We start from the raw sequence: 20061 nt of genomic DNA on the forward strand, positions 1-20061 counted from the left end.
GATGATCCGTGTACAAGAACATGATTTCGATATGAACGAAGAGTATCAATCCATGTTAGCTGACGACTCGGTGTCGGGCGCCGTGGTTATGTTTGTAGGCCGTGTTCGCGACATTAATCAAGGCCACCAAGTTGATAGTTTATATCTAGAGCATTATCCGGCGATGACAGAGAAATACCTTACCCAGTTAGAGCAGCAAGCGTTGTCATTATGGCCTTTGGAAAAGGTAACCTTAATTCACCGCGTTGGTAAATTAAGCTTAACAGATCAAATTGTGCTGGTGGCAGTGTCGAGTGTCCACCGCGAAGCTGCATTTGAAGCGGCACAGTATTTAATTGATTTACTTAAAGCGCGTGCGCCATTTTGGAAAAAAGAGCACGTTGAAGGAGAGCAGACTCGTTGGGTGAGTGCCAATCATAAAGATCAAATAGCGGCTGCCCAGTGGCTGTAGGGTTGAAACAATGCAGTGGCTAACAAATAAACTAACCACATACACGATAGCGACTGTGCTGGTTTTATTGTGCTGTGTTTCGCCTGCAAGCGCTAATGATAAAGACACATCCTCTTCGCTAACGATTGCTTGCTCGGCTAACTTTGTCGCTGTAATGGATCAGTTGCTGCCAGTATTCAAAGCACAGGTTAAAACCGATATACAGGTTAAAGTGGTGACTGGCTCATCAGGCACACTCGCAACACAGCTTCGTTATGGAGCCCCTTATGACGTATTTTTTTCAGCCGATGCAATATTGCCTACACAACTAAAAACCGATGGTTTTGGCATTGAAAGCACAGTGTATGCGCTTGGCGAATTGGTGTTTTATTCGTCTGAGGGCTATGACAGTTTGGAAGGCGTTATGACACGTTTGCCCCATATTACTTTAGCTATTGCGAATCCACGTTATGCACCTTATGGACAGGCTGCGGTTGAGGTATTGGCCCATTTACAAACCAAGCCGAAAAAAACAGTAACGGGAGGATCTATTTTGCATGCTTTTCAATATGTTGAAAGCCAAAATGCAGAGTTAGGCTTAATTGCAAAAAGCCTACTGCAACAACCACATAATGGCACGGCTATCGCCATTCCCAGTGAGTGGTATCAGCCAATTGAGCAGCATGTTTTATTAGTAAAAGACTCAGTGTTTGCGCGTCAGTTTTATCATTTTGTTCAAACTGAACAGGCACAACAGTTAATAAAATCAATGGGCTATAGGTAATACTATGAGCGAGGGAGACTTGCAAGCCATCTTTATTACGTTAAAACTTGCTGCGTTAAGTACGCTGGCGTTGTTAGTAATAACGATTCCCTGCGCATATTGGCTTGCGCGAAGTAAACGGGCCATAAAACCCTTCCTCGAAACCTTAATTACCTTGCCTTTAGTTTTGCCTCCTACGGTATTAGGGTATTACTTTTTAGTGTTATTTTCGCCGCAACAAGGTATCGGTTTATGGCTGCAAAATACCTTGGGTATACAGTTAGTCTTTAGCTTCTCGGGGATTTTAGTGGCGTCGATGATCTACAGCTTACCTTTTACTTTTCGGCCCTTACAAAGTGCATTTGAACAATTGCCTGATAACTTATACAGCAGTGCTGCCTTATTGGGCTTTAAGCCATGGAAGCAGTTTTTATGGTTAGTACTCCCCATGATTAAACCGGCTATTTATACCGCTGCGACTTTAAGCTTTGCCCATACGGTGGGTGAGTTTGGTGTTATTTTAATGATTGGCGGTAATATTCCAGGAGAAACTCAAGTTGTGTCACTGGCGTTATTTGATCATGTTGAGAGTTTTAATCTTCAGGCTGCAAATATGCTTGCAGGGCTGATGCTCGTGTTCTCATTTGCCGTTGTGTTTGCATGTCAATGGTGGCAAAGACAAACGCAGCGTGTAAGTACACCAACCAGCTTGCTTTGAATAGGTTTAAACAGATGATGGCATTAAATAGCGACAGCAGCATGGGTATTTCAGACCCACAGTGTACGTCTAAGCCTGTGGTTGCGCATATTGAACTTAATTGTTCAGAGCCTGTTACTCAGCAACTTGATTGTCAGCTTAAGACCTTGCAAATAACGGTGTTATTAGCCCCAAGTGGTACAGGTAAAAGCAGTTTGTTTAATGCAATTGCGGGTGTTGCTCCTGCTTCTGGCGGGTTAAAAGTAACAGGGCAGCAGCAGTTAGGTATGCCAGCACATAAGCGCCGCATCGCTTACGTAACACAGTCTCCTTTGTTATTTGACCACCTAAGCATTGCCGCTTTATTAAAGTTGGTTGCTAAGCAACAAGCGCAGCCATTTGATATAAGTTGGGCAATAGACCCCTTAGGGCTGACCGACAAACTAGTGTATCGGGCTCACCAATTAAGTGGTGGACAGCGCCAGCGCGTTGCGCTTTTGCTTGCGATGATAAAAGGAGCGCCTTTATTATTATTAGATGAAGTGCTTACCGGTCTCGATCAACTTAATAAGCAAGCCTGTATAGGGGTTATAAAAGACTACCTTTGTAAAGTGCAAGGTGCTGCTTTGTTAGCATGCCACCAACTGGATGATGTATTAGCTTTAGCTGATAGCTGCTTATTGCAGCATACGATAAACAATAGTACACAGTGGCAAATGTTCCCTGTGGATGAAGGTGTTGAGCGTTATCAGCAGCAGTTACTAGAGAGCCAATCGAGTGAGAACATACAGGGAAGTCAATTTACCTCTATGTTTTACGGACAGGTTCATGCTCACTTTCCTGCGCTGGGCTTAACGGAGTATCACGTTGGCGGGCAGCGCTGCTTTGCTGCGTATAATTCAGAGCATCAAATAGGGCGTTTGCAGCCATTAATACTGAAAGCAAATCGTCTGGGTTTATCAAAAATAGCACTACCAGAGAGTAGTTTTGTGAACCAATTAAAAGTGCGGATCACGGCGTTTTACCCCGTTAATATGGGAAAAGAGCAAGGTATGTTGGTGAAAGTAAGGCTCGCTAACAGCGAACAAGACGGTGTGCATAAACCCGCATCATTGCATGTGTGGATCACGCGCTTATCATTTAATCAACTACAGCCTAAACTAGATGAAACGTGGTATTTAATAGGTAAAGCGGACGCATTACACGGTTAACTATCGACTAAGTTATTTCTTACTAAACCGCGTTTTACATTTTTGCAGAGCTTCGCGAATCGAGAAATATCGTCAAAATTAGGGATTGTGCCTATTTGCAGCTGGTGTTCCCAGTAGCATAGTTCGGTATCAACCAACTCCATTAGCTTCTTAGGGCAGCCGATACACGAGTTATCGGTGCCACAAAAAAAGGTATCAGGTTCGTATAAGGGAAGCTCTACTTTTACCTGCTCGATTAATTGCTGCATGGCGGTGACGCGGTCAGGTTTACGTGTTTGCATTTGACTGCTTTGCTTCTAATTTAATGCACAATCAAAAGGAATAAAGGGCACTAAGTCGCCACTTTGCCACTGAGTTTTTTCAGCATCAAGCAATAAATAACCTTGGCTTTTTGCAAAAGTACTGAGCATGCCAGAACCTTGTCCTTTTAAAGGCTCAACATAGGTTCCTGTGTTATCGACAACTAATGATGCACGAATAAATTCAGCGCGACCTTGTTTTTTACTAATATCACACGCTAAAGGTAACTTAAGGGGAGGCTGTGTACGCACTGTTTCACCAGCCATTTTACGAAGCGCAGGTATCGCGAGTTGATGCAATGTCACAACACTTGAAACCGGGTTGCCCGGTAATCCCATAAATCGCTTGTTGTGGCCGTCTTGTGTTAAATGCTGAAAATGACCGTATGCGAATGGTTTACCTGGCTTTATTGCTACTTTCCAAAACTGCATTTGGCCAAGCTCTGTGAGCACTGTTTTTGTGTGATCAGCATCACCAACCGACACACCACCCGAGGTAATAATGACATCGGTATTTGAAAGTGCTTCTTCAAAAGCCAACCTTAGCGCGTCAGGGTCGTCAGCAATGATGCCAAAATCCTGCACCGCAAAGCCTAAATTAGTTAAAATAGCCTGAATCGTGTAACGGTTAGTATCGTAAATTCCACCTTGTGAAAGTGGCGTGCCGGGTTCAAAAAGTTCATCGCCCGTAGAAATAACCCCCACTTTAAGTGGCTTATAAACGCTAACAGAGGCAATACCAAGCGAGGCAAGCATACCGATATCTGTGGCTGTTAAGCGTTGCCCTGATGCAAATAATTGGCTGCCGATACTGATATCTTCACCTTGTTTACGTACATTTTGTGCAAAGCAAGGCTTAGTGTTTAAAGTGATTGTTTGTTCAGTGGAGACCGTGACATGTTCTTGCATAATCACCGTATCAAAACCAGCCGGAATATGTGCGCCTGTCATGATGCGTATGCAGCAACCTGATTGCCATTTGCCGTTGAATGGGTGCCCGGCATAGGCAGTGCCAATAATATTTAAATGTGTGTGTTCATTTAAGTCACTAAAACGAAATGCAAAACCATCCATTCCTGAGTTATCTGCGTTAGGCACATTAATGTCGGCGATAATCGGTGCAGCAAGAATACGACGATGAGCAGCCGATAAAGGCAGTGTCTCTGTTTTAACTAATAACGGCGTGTCTGATAAAAGTGCTTCGCTAGCGTGTTGAAAAGAGAGCAGGGGCTGCTCACTCGAAAACTGATTCATTATTAAGCCCCTTTTTGCTGATTGATTATCCACACGGCAGCTTCAACACGTGAGCGCAGGTTTAGCTTTTTCAGCAGGTGTTTTACGTGCACTTTAACGGTGCCATCAGAAATATCTAATTCTCGTGCGATTAACTTGTTTGATAACCCTTTCGCAATTAACTTGAGGATTTCAAATTCACGGCTAGTGAGTGAATTGAGGATGTTCGCTTTTTGCGATACATCAGGTTTGCGGATAGCTTGGGCGAGTACCCCTGTGAGCTTTTCACTCAGCACCATTTTACCCAGTGCCGCTTGTTTTATTTTTTCGAGAATTTCTTCAGGATCCATGTCTTTTAGTAAGTAACCATCTGCGCCATAGCTGATTGCAGTGAGCACGTCTTCATCGTTATCAGAAACCGTTAGCATAATAATACGCGATGTAACATCACTGGCACGCATGGCTTTAAGGGTTTCTAAGCCATCCATTCCTTGCATATTAAGGTCAAGAATAATGAGATCGGGATCATGCTCTATAGCTAACTGTAGCCCTTCTTTGCCTGTTGCTGCCTCACCGATGACGACGAGTTCGTCTTCTAAATCGATTAACTGTTGTAGGCCTTTGCGTAGCAATGGGTGGTCATCAACTAATAAAATTGAGCTGGTTAGTGCATTCATACTTTAACTCTTTGTTGGCTTTAGCCTGAAAGACTGGCGGTTTAAAAATATCTTAACGTGGATCAATAAAGTATTCACCAAAAAGCCTCCCTATTACTCCTAATAACCTTAAGCTTTCTTATATTATTTAATGATAAACAATTGCTTACGCTTAAATATACCCACTAAGTGGTAGTTGCTTGCTGCTTATGCTGTGTGTGGCTTACCCATCAATGTGAATTGTTGAGTTGATTTTATGTGCGCATAGTAAGTTCAATTAGAACGAAATGGAGCAGCATATGGCTGAACTAGACAAGTGGGAACCAGAAAATGAAGCTTTCTGGAATTCCCAAGGTAAAAAAATTGCGCAAAGGAATTTATGGATTTCGATCCCAAGTTTACTTTGTGGCTTCGCTGTTTGGCTTTACTGGGGAATCTTGACCGTTCAGATGATGAATGCAGGGTTTAGTTTTAGCGCAGATGAGCTATTTACGCTGACGGCGATAGCTGGACTTTCTGGTGCTACATTACGTATTCCCAGTAGTTTCTTCATTCGCTTTTGTGGTGGCAGAAACACGCTGTTCTTCACTACATCGCTACTCATAATTCCGGCTCTATTTACCGGCTTGGCATTACAAGACCCAACGACACCATTGTGGCAATATCAGTTACTTGCTTTGTTGTCGGGTATTGGTGGGGGTAACTTTGCTTCTTCAATGTCAAATATCAGCTTTTTCTTTCCAAAAAAACAACAAGGTTTAGCGCTGGGTCTCAATGCAGGGTTAGGTAACTTTGGTGTGACAACGATGCAGATTTTGATTCCATTGTTTATGACATATGGGGTGTTTGGTGCATTGGGCGGCGATCCAATTACGTTGGTGAGCACGTCGGGAAGTTTGATTGGTAAAATTCCAGCCGGTTCTGAAACTTGGCTGCAAAACGGTGGTTTTTTATGGCTACTGTTCTTAATACCGCTGTTCTTTGCAACATGGTTTGGTATGAATAACATTCGCACGCCAGAAGTGTCACCAAACTTAGGCAGCCCTCTGAGTGCATTTGCAATGGTTTCTGTGATGCTAACAATTGGTCTTGCCACTGCGGCGGCTGGTCTGTGGTTGATGCTTCCTGAATCAGCAAATGGTTCTGGCTTTGGGGTACCGAAAGAGTTGGTACTGGTGCTGGTTGTTGCTATTACCGTGTTTTTACTGAAGATGATACCGGGGGCGATTGGTAAAAGCCTCACTAAGCAATATCAAATCTTTAATAATAAACATACCTGGGTAATGAGCACGATTTACACCATGACGTTTGGTTCATTTATTGGTTTTGCGGCAGCATTTCCGTTAGCAATCAAAGTTATTTTTGGTTTTCAACACATTATGGTTGATGGTGTGATGACCCATAGTACCTTAAACCCAAATGGCCCAAGTGCGCTCATGTATGCGTGGATGGCACCATTTATTGGGGCATTAATTCGTCCACTAGGTGGGTGGATTGCTGATAAATGGGGTGGTGCGTTAGTAACACAGGTGTGTTCTGTGGTAATGATTGGCTCGTCGTTAGGTGCAGCCTATTACATGAAAGAGGCTTATCAGTCGCCTACACCTGAAGAGTTCTTTATGCCATTTTTCATCTTATTCTTAGTGCTATTTGGAGCAACAGGGATTGGTAATGGCTCAACCTTTAGAACGATTGCGATGGTGTTTCCTAAAGAACAAGCAGGCCCTGTATTAGGTTGGACTTCGGCAGTGGCTGCATACGGTGCATTTTATATTCCAATGGTATTTGGTCAGCAAATTAAAGCGACAACACCTGAGGTAGCACTGATTGGTTTCGCGGTATTTTATGCGCTATGTTTGATTATTAATTGGTGGTTCTACTTAAGAAAAGACGGCGAATTTTATAATCCATAACGATCTCCACTTGTCCAGAGCCATCAACTTCGGTTTTTGGCTCTTTTTCTATTGTTGCAGGAAAAGAATATGAGTAAGTTTCAAGAATTATTATCCATGGCTCGCCATCAAGCTGAACCCGTTAAGCTACTGTTGTTATTTACAAAAGCAAATGTTGAAAGTTCAGTTAACGATGTCAATAAAGGCGTGATTGAGCCTGTTATGTGTGTTGATAAACTGCCCAGTGAGTTAACTGACTATACGGCGCTTTGTCACGAAGCAGATAACATAAACCAAGCATGGGATTTATTATTTGTCACCAGTATTGGTGCTAATACAGAGGTCAGCCTGATTGAAAGTAGCATGAAGGCGATGATTAAAGACGTACAAAGTGGTAAAAACACGGCGTTGTATGTTGTCCTCGACAGAGAAGATAACCTTGTAGAAATGGTCGGTAGTTAAGTCAGTATAAAAAATTGCACGGCAATAATGGCACAAAGTAAGTGGTCGATATTAAACTGATTAATGGCCGTTAGTGTGCTCTGTGCACAACTCTCCTAAATGTAAAAAGAAGGCAGCTACTCGCTGCCTTCTTTTTATTGTAATGACTCTACGTACTCTGTTAACTGATTAAATAACCAGTCTGGCAAGCTTGCTTGTGGGTCTTGCGTATCGAGCCAGTTTTTAACAGTTAGGCACAGTTCTGTGTCGCCTTGGATTGCTAATTTACGTGAGAAAAAAAGTGTATCAGGGTCGTATTTTCCACTCATCAAACTTAAAAATGTATCACTACTCCCTGTTAACTTTCCGTCGTATTTGAGGTGTTCTTTAGGGAGTAACCACGGTTTTATAGAGAAAATAGTTAACCGTTTAGAGGTTGCATTGAGTGAAATAAGCAAGCTGAGTGGCAGGTTATCGACGTCAATGCATAACTGTTTATCAATCAAAAAGTCGAGCTCACCGTCGTTGATCTGTGTCTTAAAAATGAGGTTTATTCGCTGTTCTATCAGCCAACTTATGCCTGCGGTTGGCGTGAGATGAGTAATAGCAGTTAGCCATTTCGGGGTAAAAAATGGCGGAGTTTTATGCTTCATAATATCAGTGAGACTAATCATATTAGTAGATTACCTTATTAGGTTTGCTGGCTTACCATTATTGATAATTTATTTCTTAGTTTAAATAATCAGGAGTGGGTATGGAGTTACTTTGCCCAGCAGGAAACTTACCCTCGTTAAAAAGAGCAATTGCGCAAGGCGCTGATGCGGTTTACGTTGGCTTAAACAATGATACCAATGCGCGTCACTTTGCGGGCCTAAACTTGAATGAGCGGCAACTCGTTGAAGCGGCAGACTATTGTCAGCAGCATAAAAGAAAATTGCATGTTGCTATTAACACCTTTGCTCACCCCAATCATTTTACAAGATGGAAGCATGCCATTGATGAAGCGATTGCTGTGGGGGTAGATGCCCTGATTGTTGCTGATATTGCTGCGCTTGATTTTATTGCGAATAATTATCCGCACCAAGAAATGCATGTCAGTGTGCAGGCATCGGTGACAAATGCACTCGCAATTGATTTTTATAAGCAGTTTGGTGTGAAGCGAGTGGTATTGCCTAGGGTATTAAGTTTGCAACAGGTCAGGCAATTGGCAACCACCACCGACATCGAACTTGAGCTTTTTGCCTTTGGTAGTTTATGTATTATGGCCGAAGGGCGTTGTTATTTATCTTCATATTTAACAGGCGAATCACCTAATACAACAGGTGCCTGTTCGCCGGCCAAGTTTGTTCGTTGGCAACAACAGGGCGCTCGAATGCAATCACGCTTGAATGATGTATTGATTGATCAGTTCACTGACGATGAGCAAGCCGGTTATCCAACGTTATGTAAAGGGCGTTTTGTTGTTAATAACGAAACCTACCATGCCTTAGAAGAGCCAACGAGCTTAAATACGCTTTCTTTGTTACCTGAGTTATTAGCCATGAATATTGCGGCCGTTAAAATTGAAGGCCGACAGCGCAGCCCTGCCTATGTTGAGCAAGTTACACGCGTTTGGCGACAGGCTATTGACCATGCAAAGCAAAATGTGACTGACTTCAGTGTTGAAACGCATTGGCAAACGACGCTGGACAGTTTATCTGAGGGGCAGCAAACCACCTTAGGTGCGTATCATCGCAAGTGGAAATAGGAGTAACAATGACACAGTTAAAAGTTGCGGTAGGGCCCATGTTGTTTTTGTGGCAAAAGGAGTTGCTCGAACAATTTTATGAGCGGGTAGCGCAGTCGACAGCCGATATTGTTTATTTAGGCGAAACCGTCTGTGGAAAGCGACGTTTAAGTCGCCTAAATGATTACCTTGAGTGGGCTAAAATGCTAGAGCAAGCAGGAAAAGAAGTGGTGCTGTCTAGCTTAGCCTTGTTGGAGTCGGGGGCTCAACTTCAAGAGTTAAAACGTGTGTGTCGTCAAAGCGCGTATTTAATAGAGGCGAATGATCTTGCCGCCGTGCAGCAATTACATAGCTTGGGATTACCATTTGTGATTGGCCCCGCAATTAATGTTTATAACGGTTATACGCTAGCAAAGTTTGCTCAAATGGGAGCTGTGCGCTGGGTTATGCCTGTTGAATTGTCGAGAGATTGGCTGGTGGCTTTAAAACACGAATACGCGGGTTTGACAGATTTACCGATGCAATTTGAAGTGTTTAGTTATGGCTTGTTGCCTTTGGCTTACAGTGCGCGATGCTTCACGGCTCGCCATTATGACTTAGCTAAAGATCAATGTGAGCTCATTTGTCAAAAGCACCCTTCGGGATTAATGACTCACAGCCAAGACGGTAAAAAGGTGTTTACCTTAAATGGCATTCAAACAATGTCTGGGCAAGTGTATAACTTGTGTGAAGACCGCCATGCACTTAATAGCAGTGCGGATATCGCGCGGCTAAGTATGCACGATATGGACGACTTACAATGGATTGAGTCGTTTGCTTTGGGCACCGACTCTAAGCGACCGGATGAACATATTAATGGCTTTTGGCATCACATTGCGGGTATGCATTGCCAGTCTTAGTGCTGGCTAAATAAATACAATATGAGAGCCAGTGTGATAAACCAAAAACCACTTACCATTTTCCAAAATAATAAACTGCTGGCTTCCTTCGGTTCAGGATCCGGTTTTAAAAATTCAGGATTAGGGACGGTTAAGTCATGCATGAGTGCATCCACGGTTTGATAGCGCTCTGTTAAATCAAAACTAACCCCTTTTTGCAGTGCTTTATCAAACCAAATTGGAATAACGGGGTTATGTTTAATGGCACTGTGATAACGTAGTTTGTCGTAGTCTGCCATGCTTGTGCATTGCTCAACTTTTTCGCCATAGGGTAAGTGGTGAGTAAATAATTCATAGCAAATAGTCGCGAGGCTATACACATCACCTTGCACGGCAGCATTTTTGCCCAGCAAATAATTAGGGTCTGAATAGCTGGCCGTGCCAAGTGCCCCTTGATGTTCTATTGGCTGATAAAGCTCCGCAACTCCAGCAACAAACACAGAGCCAAAATCAACCAGTTTGATTTCATCATTTTCTAATACCATCACATTGCCAGGTTTGAGATCTTGGTGAATCGCATCATTACTATGAAAAGCATTTAAGGCCGCTGCAATGTGTTTAACGATGGCGATTGCTCGTTTAGGTTTTAGGGGCTGATGCTCAGCTAACCAGTTGTCGAGGCTGGTGCCATCGAGCCATTCCATTAAATAATACAGGGCACTTCTTGGCCGTGAATGTTGATAAATTTTTACGACATAAGGGGAGTCAATTCGGCTGCCAATCCATTGCTCTTTAATAAAGCGGTCGATGTAATGTGTGTCGTCGTCAAAATTGGCTGAAGGCGTTTTCATTGTGTAACGCTTTTTTGTAAGCTCATCTTCCACTAAATAAAGTTGACTACGTGATGAGGCAAACAGCTCTTCAATGACAAGATAACCATCTAATTTCATACCTGCTTTAAGCGGCGGTGGAAAAGGCAATTTTGTGAGCTCAGCGCTATATTCAGCTTCATTTTGATATGCCAGCTCTTTTATTTTTAAAACGACACAACTGATATTGTCATCACTGCCATGCTTTTTGGCTTCTATACACAGTTGCTCTGCTATTTTAGAGGCTGGCTGATAACTCAATAAGTTATCTATTAAGATATCGGTCGGGAGAAAATCATGCACCCCGTCAGAGCTTAATAAGTAAATGTCACCTTGTTGTAATTCATTGCTGCTGTAATCAATGTGTAATTTGTTATCCATGCCAATGGCACGCGATAAAAACGATTTTCCTTGCCCTAAATTGGTGGTGTGATCGGCTGTGAGTTGCTTTAAGTTTCCATTTCTAAAGCGATAAATTCGACTATCACCCACATGAAAAATATGACCATGATTTCCTTTTAAAATCAGGCAGCTTAAGGTTGATAAGTAACCTTTATTTTCTTGTGAAAATGCATGGCTTTTGCGAAAAAGGCGTAAATTGATTGCCGATAATACTTGTTCGCCACTGCGACTAACAGACCATGTATCGGGGGTTTTAAAGTATTCACTAAGAAAGCGTTCAACGGCTGTTTCGCTCGCTTCTTTACCTGCTTCTGCTGAGCTAACACCGTCGGCAACACAAAATGCGGCACCTTTAATATTGCTGAGGTACTCATCTTTTGGAATAAAAAGACCTGCGCAATCTTCGTTGATTTCTTTTATTCCGCGTGAGGTATGAAATCCTGCATCAACCTGAGTGCTTTGCATAATGTGTAGTTAGCTTTGAAATAATATCAAAATAGTGCAAGAAAACGGGGGGAGTATTCAACCTGTACAGATCAATAAACGGTCAGTTTTTCGGGTCTGTTTATTATCAAATAAGCTTAACTACCTCTTTTGGGGTAATTGTTGTTGTTTTTAATTCTTTGATTTTTATGTGCTTTTTATTTTGTTCGTCGTTTTTGTCTGTTGATATTTTTAAGTTGTGGCATTGTGGGTAGAGCCTCATAAAAAGCGCGTGCTTTAGGTAGAATGGGTCAATGATTTATAGATGACGTGTTCATCGACCGTTTTTAATTGGAGCATCGCATGTCAGAGTCTCGCGCTAAACGTGCGTTATTATTTGCTACCTTAGCTTTTGCGGCTAACTTTTCCGTATGGACATTGTATGCGGCGATAGTATTGCCTTTATCATCGCAATGGCAATTAACGGTCACTGAGTTAGGTGGCTTACTTGCAGCCCCGATGTTCACAGGTGCATTGTCTCGGATCCCCGCTGGCGAATTGGCTGACCGCTATTCGGCAAAAGTGCTCTTTGTTGTGCAAATGTTAGTGTGTGTGCCCGCCCTTGCATGCTTGTATATAACGACAAGCTATTCTCAACTACTTTTTCTCGGTTTATGGATTGGTCTCAGTGGTAGCTCATTTACCCTCGGTATCCGTTATGTGTGTGATTTTTATCAACGCAGTCAACAAGGAACCGCGATGGGGATTTTTGGCGTGGGTAATGCCGGTGCCGCTATTACACTCGTGTTAGCGCCTTGGTTAATGGAGCGCTATGGTTGGCAGTGGGTTGGGCCTGTGTATGCGTTTGGTTTGTTATTTGTTGCGGTGCTGTATGGTGTGTTTGCCCCCAGCCAGCCAGATAACGCTCATGTTATTAATAGTAAACCGCAAACCTGGACACTGTTACTGAAAAATACGCAAGTTTGGCGATTAGGGCTCTATTATTATTTTGTGTTTGGTTCTTTCTTGGCCTTACTGCTTTGGCTGCCATATTACTATATGCAGGCCTACCAATTATCAATTAAACAAGCGATGGCCTTTACATTGTTTTTTGTTGCAACGTCGTCGGTGATACGGGCTCTTGGTGGGTGGTTTGCCGATAAGTATGGCGGTCGTAGTGTTAACTGGAGCGTGTTTTGGGTGTGTTTAGTGTGTTTGTTTTTCTTAAGCTACCCGCCCACAACAATGACCATTCATGGTATTAAGCAAGATGTGAATTTATCTGTGTCGGTGAATGTGTGGGTGTTTACTGGCTTATTATTTGTGATTGGCTTAGCGCAAGGTTTTGGGCGTGCCAGTGTGTTTAAAGTTATCCATGAAAACTACCCGTTAGAAATGGGCAAGGTAGGCGGTTTTATTGCTGCCATTGGGGCCTTGGGAGGATTCACATTACCGATAATGTTTGGTGCGGTGGTTGATTTATTTGGCTTTTACAGTGCCTCTTTTATGTTGCTTTACGCTGTGTTAGCTGTCTGTATGATGCTGATGTATTTCGCGGTGCGTGCTGAGCGCTATCAACGAAGATTGAATGAAGCTGCGAGTTATAATTTTTTAGAAGATGATAGTTTATGATGCAAATATCCGATGAACAACAAACCAAAAGTGACGTTGCCTTATTTCAGCTCGCATTTCGTCCGCTGTTTTTGTGTGGGGGCTTATTTAGTTGTATTGCTTTGGTTGTGTGGGGATTAGTACTCAATGGTCACTGGTCTTTCTCTCCTTATGGAGGGGCTTTGTTCTGGCATAGCCATGAAATGCTGTTTGGTTTTGTGTGCGCTATTGTTATCGGCTTTTTATTAACCGCGGTACAAAACTGGACAGGTTTACGCTCTATTCATGGTCGAAAGCTGCTGCTGTTAACTCTTGCATGGTTAATCGCGCGAGTTGCCATGGTGGTGCCCGCTTTGCCGCACTGGTTAGTATTTGGTATTGATATGGTGTTTTTGCCCTTAGCGGGTTATTGGTTAGCAAAACCAATCATTGTCAAAGGGCAAATGCGAAACCTCTTTTTTGTGCCGATTATTTTATTACTCAGTGCTGCCAATTTATTAATGCACTTAGGCGTGACACTGGGGATGCCTGAATTGTATCAGCATGGTTATATGTCTGCTATTTGGCTAATTACGTTATTAATGAGTGTATTAGGCGGGCGTGTAATTCCCTTTTTCACTGCAAATGCAACTGCGACAAAGAAGGTCGACGGTAAACCTTGGTTAGAGATTGCAGCGCTTGGCAGTACCTGGTTTATTTTTGTGTTGTTTTTTACTGGTGCAGTTTATTACCTGAGCAATGAGCTCATTGGCGGCATGCTCATTATATGTGCTGTATTTCATTGTCTTCGTGCGGCGCGATGGCCGTTCTTTAAAACCTTAGCGGTTCCACTGCTGTGGAGTTTGCATTTGGCTTATTGGTTTATTCCTGTGGGAATTATATTAATGGGGATGTCTTACTTCACTGATTTATTGTCAATTTCGACCGCTTTCCATGCACTGACTGTGGGGGCTATGGGCAATATGATTTTAAGCATGATGGCGCGTGTTAGCTTAGGCCACACTGGAAGAAAATTAGTGGTTAAGCACGCCATTATTTTTGCATTTGGTGCGGTATTAATAGCGGCCTTATTACGCGTATTTGGTGTGTTGATAAATTCACAATTGAGCCTGTACTTTATTTCTTTATCTGTGATTACATGGTGTATGGCTTATGGTTTATTCTGCTTAGTGTATTTTCCGGTGTTAACACAACCAAGAGCAGATGGCCGCGCAGGCTAACGTTTCTATACGTCAATATGGTTGTTTAGGTAAAGTAGCTACCTCTTTTGAATTAGTGTGGACTTCATTCCTCTTGATGTAGATCAAGCTGAATTTTTGTACGCTTACTAAGCTGATATTTACGTATCAGTAAAAAGAGTGGAAAGCATGAAGGAGCAATCTTTACCAATATTGTTAACGTGCTCAGGCTGTAGTTATGGTGCAGAGCTGGCTGAAGACTTATCACAAAGTTTAATTATGCAGGGGAAAGTTGAAAAAGTCTCCATTACGGCATTATCAGCAGGTTCTGCTATGCATTGGCAAAAGTTAGCATCTTCTCCTGCGATTATTGTTTTTGATGGCTGTGGGCTTAACTGTGCGAAGTTAAGCCTCGAAAAGTTATCTATTAATACATTTTATCATTTTGATATGACCAAGCAGCTTCAGAAAATAAACAATGGCGTGGGCAAACCTTCGCTAGCGGCCTGTTTGCAAGTGACAAAAACGGTGCAGTATCAACTCGCGTCTGTCCTACCAAAGCAACATAAAGTGAATCAAAAGGAAGCCGCAGGAAGCAAAGTGATTGCGATGTTTCCGTGTGCAGAGCGTTAAGGTTAGCAATGTAACTTTAACGCTCTGCACACACCTCGCAGTGGGGTTGTTTTGGAATAATAAACTCTTTAAATGTCAGGTGCTCTGCATCATATAACAGCATTGACACTGTTTTAGGGGGCATAGATAGCAGGCTTTTAAGCGCCTCTGTGGCTTGCAATGAACCTAAAGTGCCAACTACTGGGGCAAGGACCCCAGCTTCCATACAGCTTAATGAGGGCTCTTTAAATAGCCGAGCAACGCAGGCATAACAGGGATCGCCGTCACGCATTGGAAAGTGAATGAGTTGCCCTTCCATACGAATTGCAGAACCTGAAATTAGGGGCGTTTTATGTGTCCAACATAAGCGATTAAGCAGTAAGCGTGTTGCGAGATTATCACTGCAGTCAACGACAACATCAGCGCTGATTAACTCTGGCTCATGGTGTGTCGTAAACTCAGAAGCATAGGTTGTCATCTCTACTTGGCTATTGAGTGCTGTTAATTGCTGTTTAGCTGATTCAACTTTTAACTGACCCACACTGTTTTCGGTGTGTAATATTTGTCGTTGCAGGTTAGTTATATCCACTGTGTCATGATCAAATAAAGTAATTTTTCCGACACCTGCCGCAACAAGGTAAGGGAGTACTGCACTACCCAGTCCTCCAGCTCCGACAACGAGTACGTGGCTTGCCATAATGGCTTCTTGCCCTTCTTCTTGAACCTGAGGAAGCAGAATATGACGGCAATAACGCAGGGTGTTGGCACTCTCTAATAACATGCAATTTTCCTTCTTTAGAACGCGTCTATAAGCCTACATTAAATAGGGCAGTGTTGTTATACCTCTTTGGAGGTGCAGTGAGTCATATTAGGTAACGCTATGAAAAAGTTGATTTAAATCAATTTTCATAGTTATGCATAGCCGTAATCTGTGCATAACTTAAAAACATAGCAAGGTAGTGATATGAAAACACAGCTCTCAGTTCTAACAGCGTTAGTTACATTTGCTTTGAGTACGCAAGTGAGTGCAACTGAAGATAATGGCATTCATAACATGTTGGCGAATGGTGAAGTGCATGGCATGTTGCGTTATCGATATGAAAATGTCGATCAATCGGGGATCGCTGAACAAGCACATGCATCAACATTACTCACGCGTATTAATTATACAACGGCAACACTCAAAGGCGTTTCAGCACTTCTCGAGTTTGATAATGTTACCGAGATTGGTAATGACAATTATAACAGTACCGTTAATGGTCATACGGATCACCCCGTTGTTGCTGACCCTAAAGGTACTGAGGTTAATCAAGCAAGCTTGCAATTCAAAAATAAAGAGTTGCACGTTGTTGCGGGTAGACAACGTATCAACCTTGATGACCAACGATTTGTAGGGGGTGTCGCATGGCGCCAGAATGAACAAACTTTTGATGGTTACAGAGTCGTTTATAAACCATCAGAGTCATTAAAGTTCGACTACAGCTATGTGTTTAATGTGAATCGTATTTTTGGTGAAGACAGCAATAAAAGCGATTTGCACGGTAAATTACACTTTGCCAATGCTGCATACCAAGTTAATAAGCAATTTAATGTCAGTGTGTTTGCCTATCTCTATGACTTTGATGCTGCTTTAGCCAGCTCAACACAAACAATGGGTGTACGCGCAACAGGCCAATTATCCGATTCATTGAGTTATACGGTTAGTTATGCAACTCAGCAAGATTATGCCGATAACCCCAATTCGTTTGATGCTGACTATATATTAGCGGAGCTAAAGGGTAAAGTGAGTAAGCTTGGCTGGAAAGTTGGCTATGAGCTGTTAGGCTCAGATAACAACATAGGTTTTAGTACACCACTGGCAACAGGGCATAAGTTCCAAGGTTTTGCAGATAAGTTTTTAGCGACCCCAGGTAATGGGCTTGCTGATTTATACTTTGGCGTTAATGGGCAGTTGGCAGATATAAAGCTGAGCGCGACTTATCACTTTTTTGATAGTGATGCACACAGCATCGATTATGGCCAAGAGCTTGATTTAACGGCTGCATATGCACTTTCAAGCAACTGTAATGTGCTGTTTAAATATGCCATGTACAACGCTGATGATTATGCCACGGATACCGATAAGGTATGGTTGATGCTCACTCATAAGTTTTAACCGCTTAGCATGCTTTTTAGCAGCTAGATTAGTTTCAGTTCCCTGCAATTATGAGCCTCTTCGGAGGCTTTTTTCTGTGTGATATCCCAAAACCTCATTGTTATTCCTCCAATATCTCCTTTTATCTCCCTCATAGAGTGATAGGGGGTGTTAATACACCTTAGTAGGTAGTAAGCGCAGTTAACAAAGGCATTGCTTTGCAGTGCGCCTATTCATAGGGGGTAGACGTGTTTTTGGCTGCACGGCGGTTACCTTTATTCCTTGATTTACATCAATTCTTTTTTAGTAAGTCGGCTCAGAATCAAATTAATAAAACCGTTTGGAGACGACAATGGCGAGTGAAAAATTTAACCTTTTTTCCTTTCAAGGAAAAATGAAAATCTTACATCTTAGTTGGCTTGCATTCTTTATCACCTTTTTTGTGTGGTTTAATTTTGCACCGTTACTACAGGCTGTAAAAACCACCTTGGGATTAAGTACAGAGCAAGTAAAAACACTACTGATCTTGAACGTGGCTTTGACCATTCCTGCCCGCGTGATTATTGGCATGCTAACCGATAAATACGGGCCAAGGTTAGTCTATTCATGTTTGCTGATTGTCAGCGCAGTACCTTGTTTAATGTTTGCTTTTGCTGATAGCTTTTTGCAAGCTGCCATTGCTCGTTTTTTACTTGGGTTTATCGGCGCAGGCTTTGTTATTGGTATCCGCATGGTGTCTGAATGGTTCCCTCATCACGAGTTAGGCACCGCAGAAGGTGTGTATGGTGGCTGGGGTAACTTTGGTTCCGCTGCTGCGGCTTTTTCACTGCCTACGTTGGCATTAATTTTTGGCGGCGATGATGGTTGGCGTTATGCAATTGGTATTACGGGTGTAATGAGCTTTGTGTATGGTTTTATTTATTATTTTAATGTAACCAATACACCTAAAGGCTCGACGTACTTTCGTCCTAAAAATTTAGGGGCGATGGAAGTCACTTCTAAAGGCGATTTTTTCTTACTCCTAATCATGAAAATCCCTATGTATGCAGCAATGGCATTACTGGCTTGGAAACTCTCACCCAATGGTGTTGGGATGATTGAAGCAAATGTCGTACACCTTATTTATGGTGGGTTAGTGCTGCTGTACTTGTTTGAAGTTAAAAAAGTGTGGAATGTAAATAAAACGGTATTTGAGCAAGAAGTACCTGAGTTACACCGCTATAGCTTTAAGCAAGTAGCTGTGCTGGATATTTTGTATTTTACAAATTTTGGTTCTGAGCTTGCTGTGGTGTCAATGCTGCCGCTATTTTTTGCTGAGACCTTCTCGCTTGACCCTGTTATGGCAGGGATGGTGGCCGGTGCGTATGCATTTATGAACTTAATGTCACGCCCAGCAGGTGGGTTTATTTCAGATAAGTTTGGTCGCCGTACAACGTTACTTATTTTAACCGCCGGTTTAGCCGCAGGTTATCTGTTAATGGGCATGGTTAATTCGCAGTGGCCATTATGGTTAGCAGTTGCAACAGCCATGGCGTGTTCTTTCTTTGTTCAATCAGGTGAAGGTGCTGTGTTTGCGGTCGTGCCATTAATTAAACGTCGCTTAACAGGTCAAATTGCAGGGATGACAGGGGCATATGGTAACGTTGGGGCAGTTACATTTTTAACGGTGTTATCGTTCGTTGATTATGCAACTTTCTTTTATGTTATCGCCGGTACGGCAATGATTGGCTTTGTTACTTTGTTCTTTATGGATGAACCGCGAGGTCAAATTGCTGAAGTACGCGAAGACGGGACTGTTGAACTGATTGATGTATCACACAAATAAATCTTAATACGATAGAAAAGCCAGCTTAAGCTGGCTTTTTTCGTTATTAACTAAGGGGATGTTTTAACGTTATGACAAACCTTATTTATGACTTAGGTCTAAATACTTGAACCACAGATTCATCACATTCTAAGTAAGGCCCTTCAAGTAAATCAATACAATAAGGCACCGCAGGAAATACGGCATCAAGACATTGACGAATCGCTTTGGGTTTGCCCGGTAAGTTAATAATTAATGAGCGGTCTCTTATCCCCGCTGTTTGTCGAGAGAGTATAGCCGTTGGCACGTATTTTAAGCTTTCAGTACGCATTAACTCACCAAATCCTGGCATCATTTTGTCACACACCGCTTCTGTGGCTTCGGGGGTTATGTCTCGTTTGGCGGGACCCGTTCCACCTGTGGTAATGATTAAAGCGCATTGTTCTTGATCGGCAAGCTCGCATAATGCCGCTTCAATTAAATGTTGCTCGTCTTCGACTAATCGATAGCATGCCTGCCATGGCGAACTTAAATAGTCATTTAATGTATCGGTGATAGCGGGTCCCGATAAGTCATCGTACTGGCCTCGGCTTGCGCGATCACTAACAGTCAAAATTCCAATTTTCGCAGTCATTTTCATCTCTTTACAATTCATTTATTCGCACTCTAGCAAAGTGATGGGTAAAGGTAACTCCTCCAAAGTAGGTAGAGGTGTTTGGGGGGCGCTCCGTTTCGCTGCATTTTATTTGTGACAGGAGCGGGGTTTTGATTGGCTACCCATTTTGTTCTTTTGGCAGAACTA

General features: G+C 42.6%; 20 protein-coding genes. 13 read left to right on the top strand and 7 right to left on the bottom strand.

Going from position 1 to position 20061, the window contains the following annotated elements:
- Nucleotide 1 precedes the first annotated feature (1 nt).
- From BWD47_RS11155 to BWD47_RS11170, 4 genes are read left to right on the top strand one after another with little or no spacing between them, the layout of a single operon-like run.
- Nucleotides 2–451, top strand: a complete 450-nt coding sequence (locus BWD47_RS11155; RefSeq protein ID WP_065978350.1) for a molybdenum cofactor biosynthesis protein MoaE — start codon at nucleotides 2–4, stop codon at nucleotides 449–451.
- Nucleotides 452–461: 10 nt separating this feature from the next.
- Nucleotides 462–1214 (top strand): molybdate ABC transporter substrate-binding protein, encoded by a 753-nt coding sequence (gene modA / locus BWD47_RS11160; protein ID WP_075593990.1) that lies wholly within the window; start codon nucleotides 462–464, stop codon nucleotides 1212–1214.
- 4 nt (nucleotides 1215–1218) lie between these two features.
- On the top strand, nucleotides 1219–1911 hold the full coding sequence (gene modB / locus BWD47_RS11165) for a molybdate ABC transporter permease subunit (RefSeq protein ID WP_036973043.1): 693 nt from the start codon (nucleotides 1219–1221) through the stop codon (nucleotides 1909–1911).
- Between the two features lie 14 nt (nucleotides 1912–1925).
- Entirely contained in the window at nucleotides 1926–3101 is a 1176-nt protein-coding gene (locus tag BWD47_RS11170) for an ATP-binding cassette domain-containing protein (protein ID WP_051501922.1), read from the top strand.
- On the opposite strand, the gene BWD47_RS11175 is transcribed toward BWD47_RS11170, so the two are convergent.
- The 3 genes from BWD47_RS11175 to narL are packed head-to-tail and all read right to left on the bottom strand — an operon-like array spanning nucleotide 3098 to nucleotide 5310.
- Nucleotides 3098–3382 carry a hypothetical protein gene (locus BWD47_RS11175; RefSeq protein WP_036973042.1) on the bottom strand — a complete coding sequence of 95 codons (285 nt, stop codon included), beginning with the start codon at nucleotides 3380–3382 and terminating at the stop codon, nucleotides 3098–3100. The genes BWD47_RS11170 and BWD47_RS11175 overlap by 4 nt on opposite strands.
- Before the next feature lie 15 nt (nucleotides 3383–3397).
- Complete coding sequence (glp, locus tag BWD47_RS11180) at nucleotides 3398–4654, bottom strand: gephyrin-like molybdotransferase Glp (protein WP_075593991.1); 1257 nt, start codon at nucleotides 4652–4654, stop codon at nucleotides 3398–3400.
- A gap of 2 nt (nucleotides 4655–4656) precedes the next feature.
- A complete protein-coding gene (gene narL / locus BWD47_RS11185; RefSeq protein ID WP_036973040.1) occupies nucleotides 4657–5310 on the bottom strand; it encodes a two-component system response regulator NarL in 654 nt (217 codons plus the stop codon).
- A 278-nt stretch (nucleotides 5311–5588) separates the two neighbouring features.
- Between narL and BWD47_RS11190 the strand changes: the two genes are divergently transcribed.
- On the top strand, nucleotides 5589–7202 hold the full coding sequence (locus tag BWD47_RS11190) for an antiporter (RefSeq protein ID WP_075593992.1): 1614 nt from the start codon (nucleotides 5589–5591) through the stop codon (nucleotides 7200–7202).
- A gap of 69 nt (nucleotides 7203–7271) precedes the next feature.
- Complete coding sequence (locus tag BWD47_RS11195; protein ID WP_036973038.1) at nucleotides 7272–7643, top strand: hypothetical protein; 372 nt, start codon at nucleotides 7272–7274, stop codon at nucleotides 7641–7643.
- Nucleotides 7644–7777: 134 nt separating this feature from the next.
- Here BWD47_RS11195 and BWD47_RS11200 read toward each other — a convergent pair whose 3' ends face one another.
- Complete coding sequence (locus tag BWD47_RS11200) at nucleotides 7778–8296, bottom strand: SCP2 domain-containing protein (RefSeq protein WP_036973036.1); 519 nt, start codon at nucleotides 8294–8296, stop codon at nucleotides 7778–7780.
- An 80-nt stretch (nucleotides 8297–8376) separates the two neighbouring features.
- Here BWD47_RS11200 and BWD47_RS11205 point away from each other — a divergent pair, with 80 nt between their 5' ends.
- Both BWD47_RS11205 and BWD47_RS11210 read left to right on the top strand, forming a co-directional pair.
- The gene (locus BWD47_RS11205) at nucleotides 8377–9369 is read left to right on the top strand and encodes a peptidase U32 family protein (protein WP_074989365.1); all 993 of its coding nucleotides are present in this window, start codon (nucleotides 8377–8379) and stop codon (nucleotides 9367–9369) included.
- Nucleotides 9370–9377: 8 nt separating this feature from the next.
- Nucleotides 9378–10247 (top strand): U32 family peptidase, encoded by an 870-nt coding sequence (locus BWD47_RS11210; protein WP_036973032.1) that lies wholly within the window; start codon nucleotides 9378–9380, stop codon nucleotides 10245–10247.
- On the opposite strand, the gene BWD47_RS11215 is transcribed toward BWD47_RS11210, so the two are convergent.
- A complete protein-coding gene (locus tag BWD47_RS11215; protein ID WP_075593993.1) occupies nucleotides 10244–11962 on the bottom strand; it encodes a bifunctional protein-serine/threonine kinase/phosphatase in 1719 nt (572 codons plus the stop codon). The two genes, BWD47_RS11210 and BWD47_RS11215, sit on opposite strands and share 4 nt — an antisense overlap.
- 321 nt (nucleotides 11963–12283) lie before the next feature.
- Between BWD47_RS11215 and BWD47_RS11220 the strand changes: the two genes are divergently transcribed.
- From BWD47_RS11220 to BWD47_RS11230, 3 genes are all read left to right on the top strand, one after another.
- The gene (locus BWD47_RS11220; RefSeq protein ID WP_065978355.1) at nucleotides 12284–13552 is read left to right on the top strand and encodes a nitrate/nitrite transporter; all 1269 of its coding nucleotides are present in this window, start codon (nucleotides 12284–12286) and stop codon (nucleotides 13550–13552) included.
- Nucleotides 13549–14751 (top strand): NnrS family protein, encoded by a 1203-nt coding sequence (locus BWD47_RS11225; protein WP_196857407.1) that lies wholly within the window; start codon nucleotides 13549–13551, stop codon nucleotides 14749–14751. The genes BWD47_RS11220 and BWD47_RS11225 overlap by 4 nt, the downstream gene beginning before the upstream one ends.
- A gap of 147 nt (nucleotides 14752–14898) precedes the next feature.
- Nucleotides 14899–15342 carry a putative zinc-binding protein gene (locus BWD47_RS11230; RefSeq protein WP_075593994.1) on the top strand — a complete coding sequence of 148 codons (444 nt, stop codon included), beginning with the start codon at nucleotides 14899–14901 and terminating at the stop codon, nucleotides 15340–15342.
- Between the two features lie 16 nt (nucleotides 15343–15358).
- On the opposite strand, the gene BWD47_RS11235 is transcribed toward BWD47_RS11230, so the two are convergent.
- A complete protein-coding gene (locus BWD47_RS11235; RefSeq protein WP_036973025.1) occupies nucleotides 15359–16102 on the bottom strand; it encodes a molybdopterin-synthase adenylyltransferase MoeB in 744 nt (247 codons plus the stop codon).
- Between the two features lie 183 nt (nucleotides 16103–16285).
- On the opposite strand from BWD47_RS11235, the gene BWD47_RS11240 reads away from it, so the two are divergent.
- Both BWD47_RS11240 and BWD47_RS11245 read left to right on the top strand, forming a co-directional pair.
- The gene (locus BWD47_RS11240) at nucleotides 16286–17476 is read left to right on the top strand and encodes an alginate export family protein (protein WP_075593995.1); all 1191 of its coding nucleotides are present in this window, start codon (nucleotides 16286–16288) and stop codon (nucleotides 17474–17476) included.
- A 331-nt stretch (nucleotides 17477–17807) separates the two neighbouring features.
- Entirely contained in the window at nucleotides 17808–19280 is a 1473-nt protein-coding gene (locus tag BWD47_RS11245) for a NarK family nitrate/nitrite MFS transporter (protein WP_065978357.1), read from the top strand.
- An 85-nt stretch (nucleotides 19281–19365) separates the two neighbouring features.
- Here BWD47_RS11245 and mog read toward each other — a convergent pair whose 3' ends face one another.
- Complete coding sequence (gene mog / locus BWD47_RS11250; protein WP_036973017.1) at nucleotides 19366–19893, bottom strand: molybdopterin adenylyltransferase; 528 nt, start codon at nucleotides 19891–19893, stop codon at nucleotides 19366–19368.
- Nucleotides 19894–20061: the final 168 nt, after the last annotated feature.

The organism is Pseudoalteromonas sp. PAB 2.2 (assembly GCF_001938575.1).
GTDB lineage: Bacteria > Pseudomonadota > Gammaproteobacteria > Enterobacterales > Alteromonadaceae > Pseudoalteromonas > Pseudoalteromonas lipolytica.

Bases quoted from the DNA above. Each gene is read 5' to 3' on its own strand.
- BWD47_RS11225 (WP_196857407.1), top strand. From the start codon at position 13,549: ATGATGCAAATATCCGATGAACAACAAACCAAAAGTGACGTTGCCTTA.
- BWD47_RS11210 (WP_036973032.1), top strand. From the start codon at position 9,378: ATGACACAGTTAAAAGTTGCGGTAGGGCCCATGTTGTTTTTGTGGCAA.
- BWD47_RS11200 (WP_036973036.1), bottom strand. From the start codon at position 8,296: ATGATTAGTCTCACTGATATTATGAAGCATAAAACTCCGCCATTTTTT.
- BWD47_RS11205 (WP_074989365.1), top strand. From the start codon at position 8,377: ATGGAGTTACTTTGCCCAGCAGGAAACTTACCCTCGTTAAAAAGAGCA.
- BWD47_RS11240 (WP_075593995.1), top strand. From the start codon at position 16,286: ATGAAAACACAGCTCTCAGTTCTAACAGCGTTAGTTACATTTGCTTTG.
- BWD47_RS11195 (WP_036973038.1), top strand. From the start codon at position 7,272: ATGAGTAAGTTTCAAGAATTATTATCCATGGCTCGCCATCAAGCTGAA.
- narL (WP_036973040.1), bottom strand. From the start codon at position 5,310: ATGAATGCACTAACCAGCTCAATTTTATTAGTTGATGACCACCCATTG.
- BWD47_RS11220 (WP_065978355.1), top strand. From the start codon at position 12,284: ATGTCAGAGTCTCGCGCTAAACGTGCGTTATTATTTGCTACCTTAGCT.
- modB (WP_036973043.1), top strand. From the start codon at position 1,219: ATGAGCGAGGGAGACTTGCAAGCCATCTTTATTACGTTAAAACTTGCT.
- modA (WP_075593990.1), top strand. From the start codon at position 462: ATGCAGTGGCTAACAAATAAACTAACCACATACACGATAGCGACTGTG.
- BWD47_RS11170 (WP_051501922.1), top strand. From the start codon at position 1,926: ATGATGGCATTAAATAGCGACAGCAGCATGGGTATTTCAGACCCACAG.
- BWD47_RS11155 (WP_065978350.1), top strand. From the start codon at position 2: ATGATCCGTGTACAAGAACATGATTTCGATATGAACGAAGAGTATCAA.
- BWD47_RS11215 (WP_075593993.1), bottom strand. From the start codon at position 11,962: ATGCAAAGCACTCAGGTTGATGCAGGATTTCATACCTCACGCGGAATA.
- mog (WP_036973017.1), bottom strand. From the start codon at position 19,893: ATGACTGCGAAAATTGGAATTTTGACTGTTAGTGATCGCGCAAGCCGA.
- glp (WP_075593991.1), bottom strand. From the start codon at position 4,654: ATGAATCAGTTTTCGAGTGAGCAGCCCCTGCTCTCTTTTCAACACGCT.
- BWD47_RS11235 (WP_036973025.1), bottom strand. From the start codon at position 16,102: ATGTTATTAGAGAGTGCCAACACCCTGCGTTATTGCCGTCATATTCTG.
- BWD47_RS11190 (WP_075593992.1), top strand. From the start codon at position 5,589: ATGGCTGAACTAGACAAGTGGGAACCAGAAAATGAAGCTTTCTGGAAT.
- BWD47_RS11175 (WP_036973042.1), bottom strand. From the start codon at position 3,382: ATGCAAACACGTAAACCTGACCGCGTCACCGCCATGCAGCAATTAATC.
- BWD47_RS11230 (WP_075593994.1), top strand. From the start codon at position 14,899: ATGAAGGAGCAATCTTTACCAATATTGTTAACGTGCTCAGGCTGTAGT.
- BWD47_RS11245 (WP_065978357.1), top strand. From the start codon at position 17,808: ATGGCGAGTGAAAAATTTAACCTTTTTTCCTTTCAAGGAAAAATGAAA.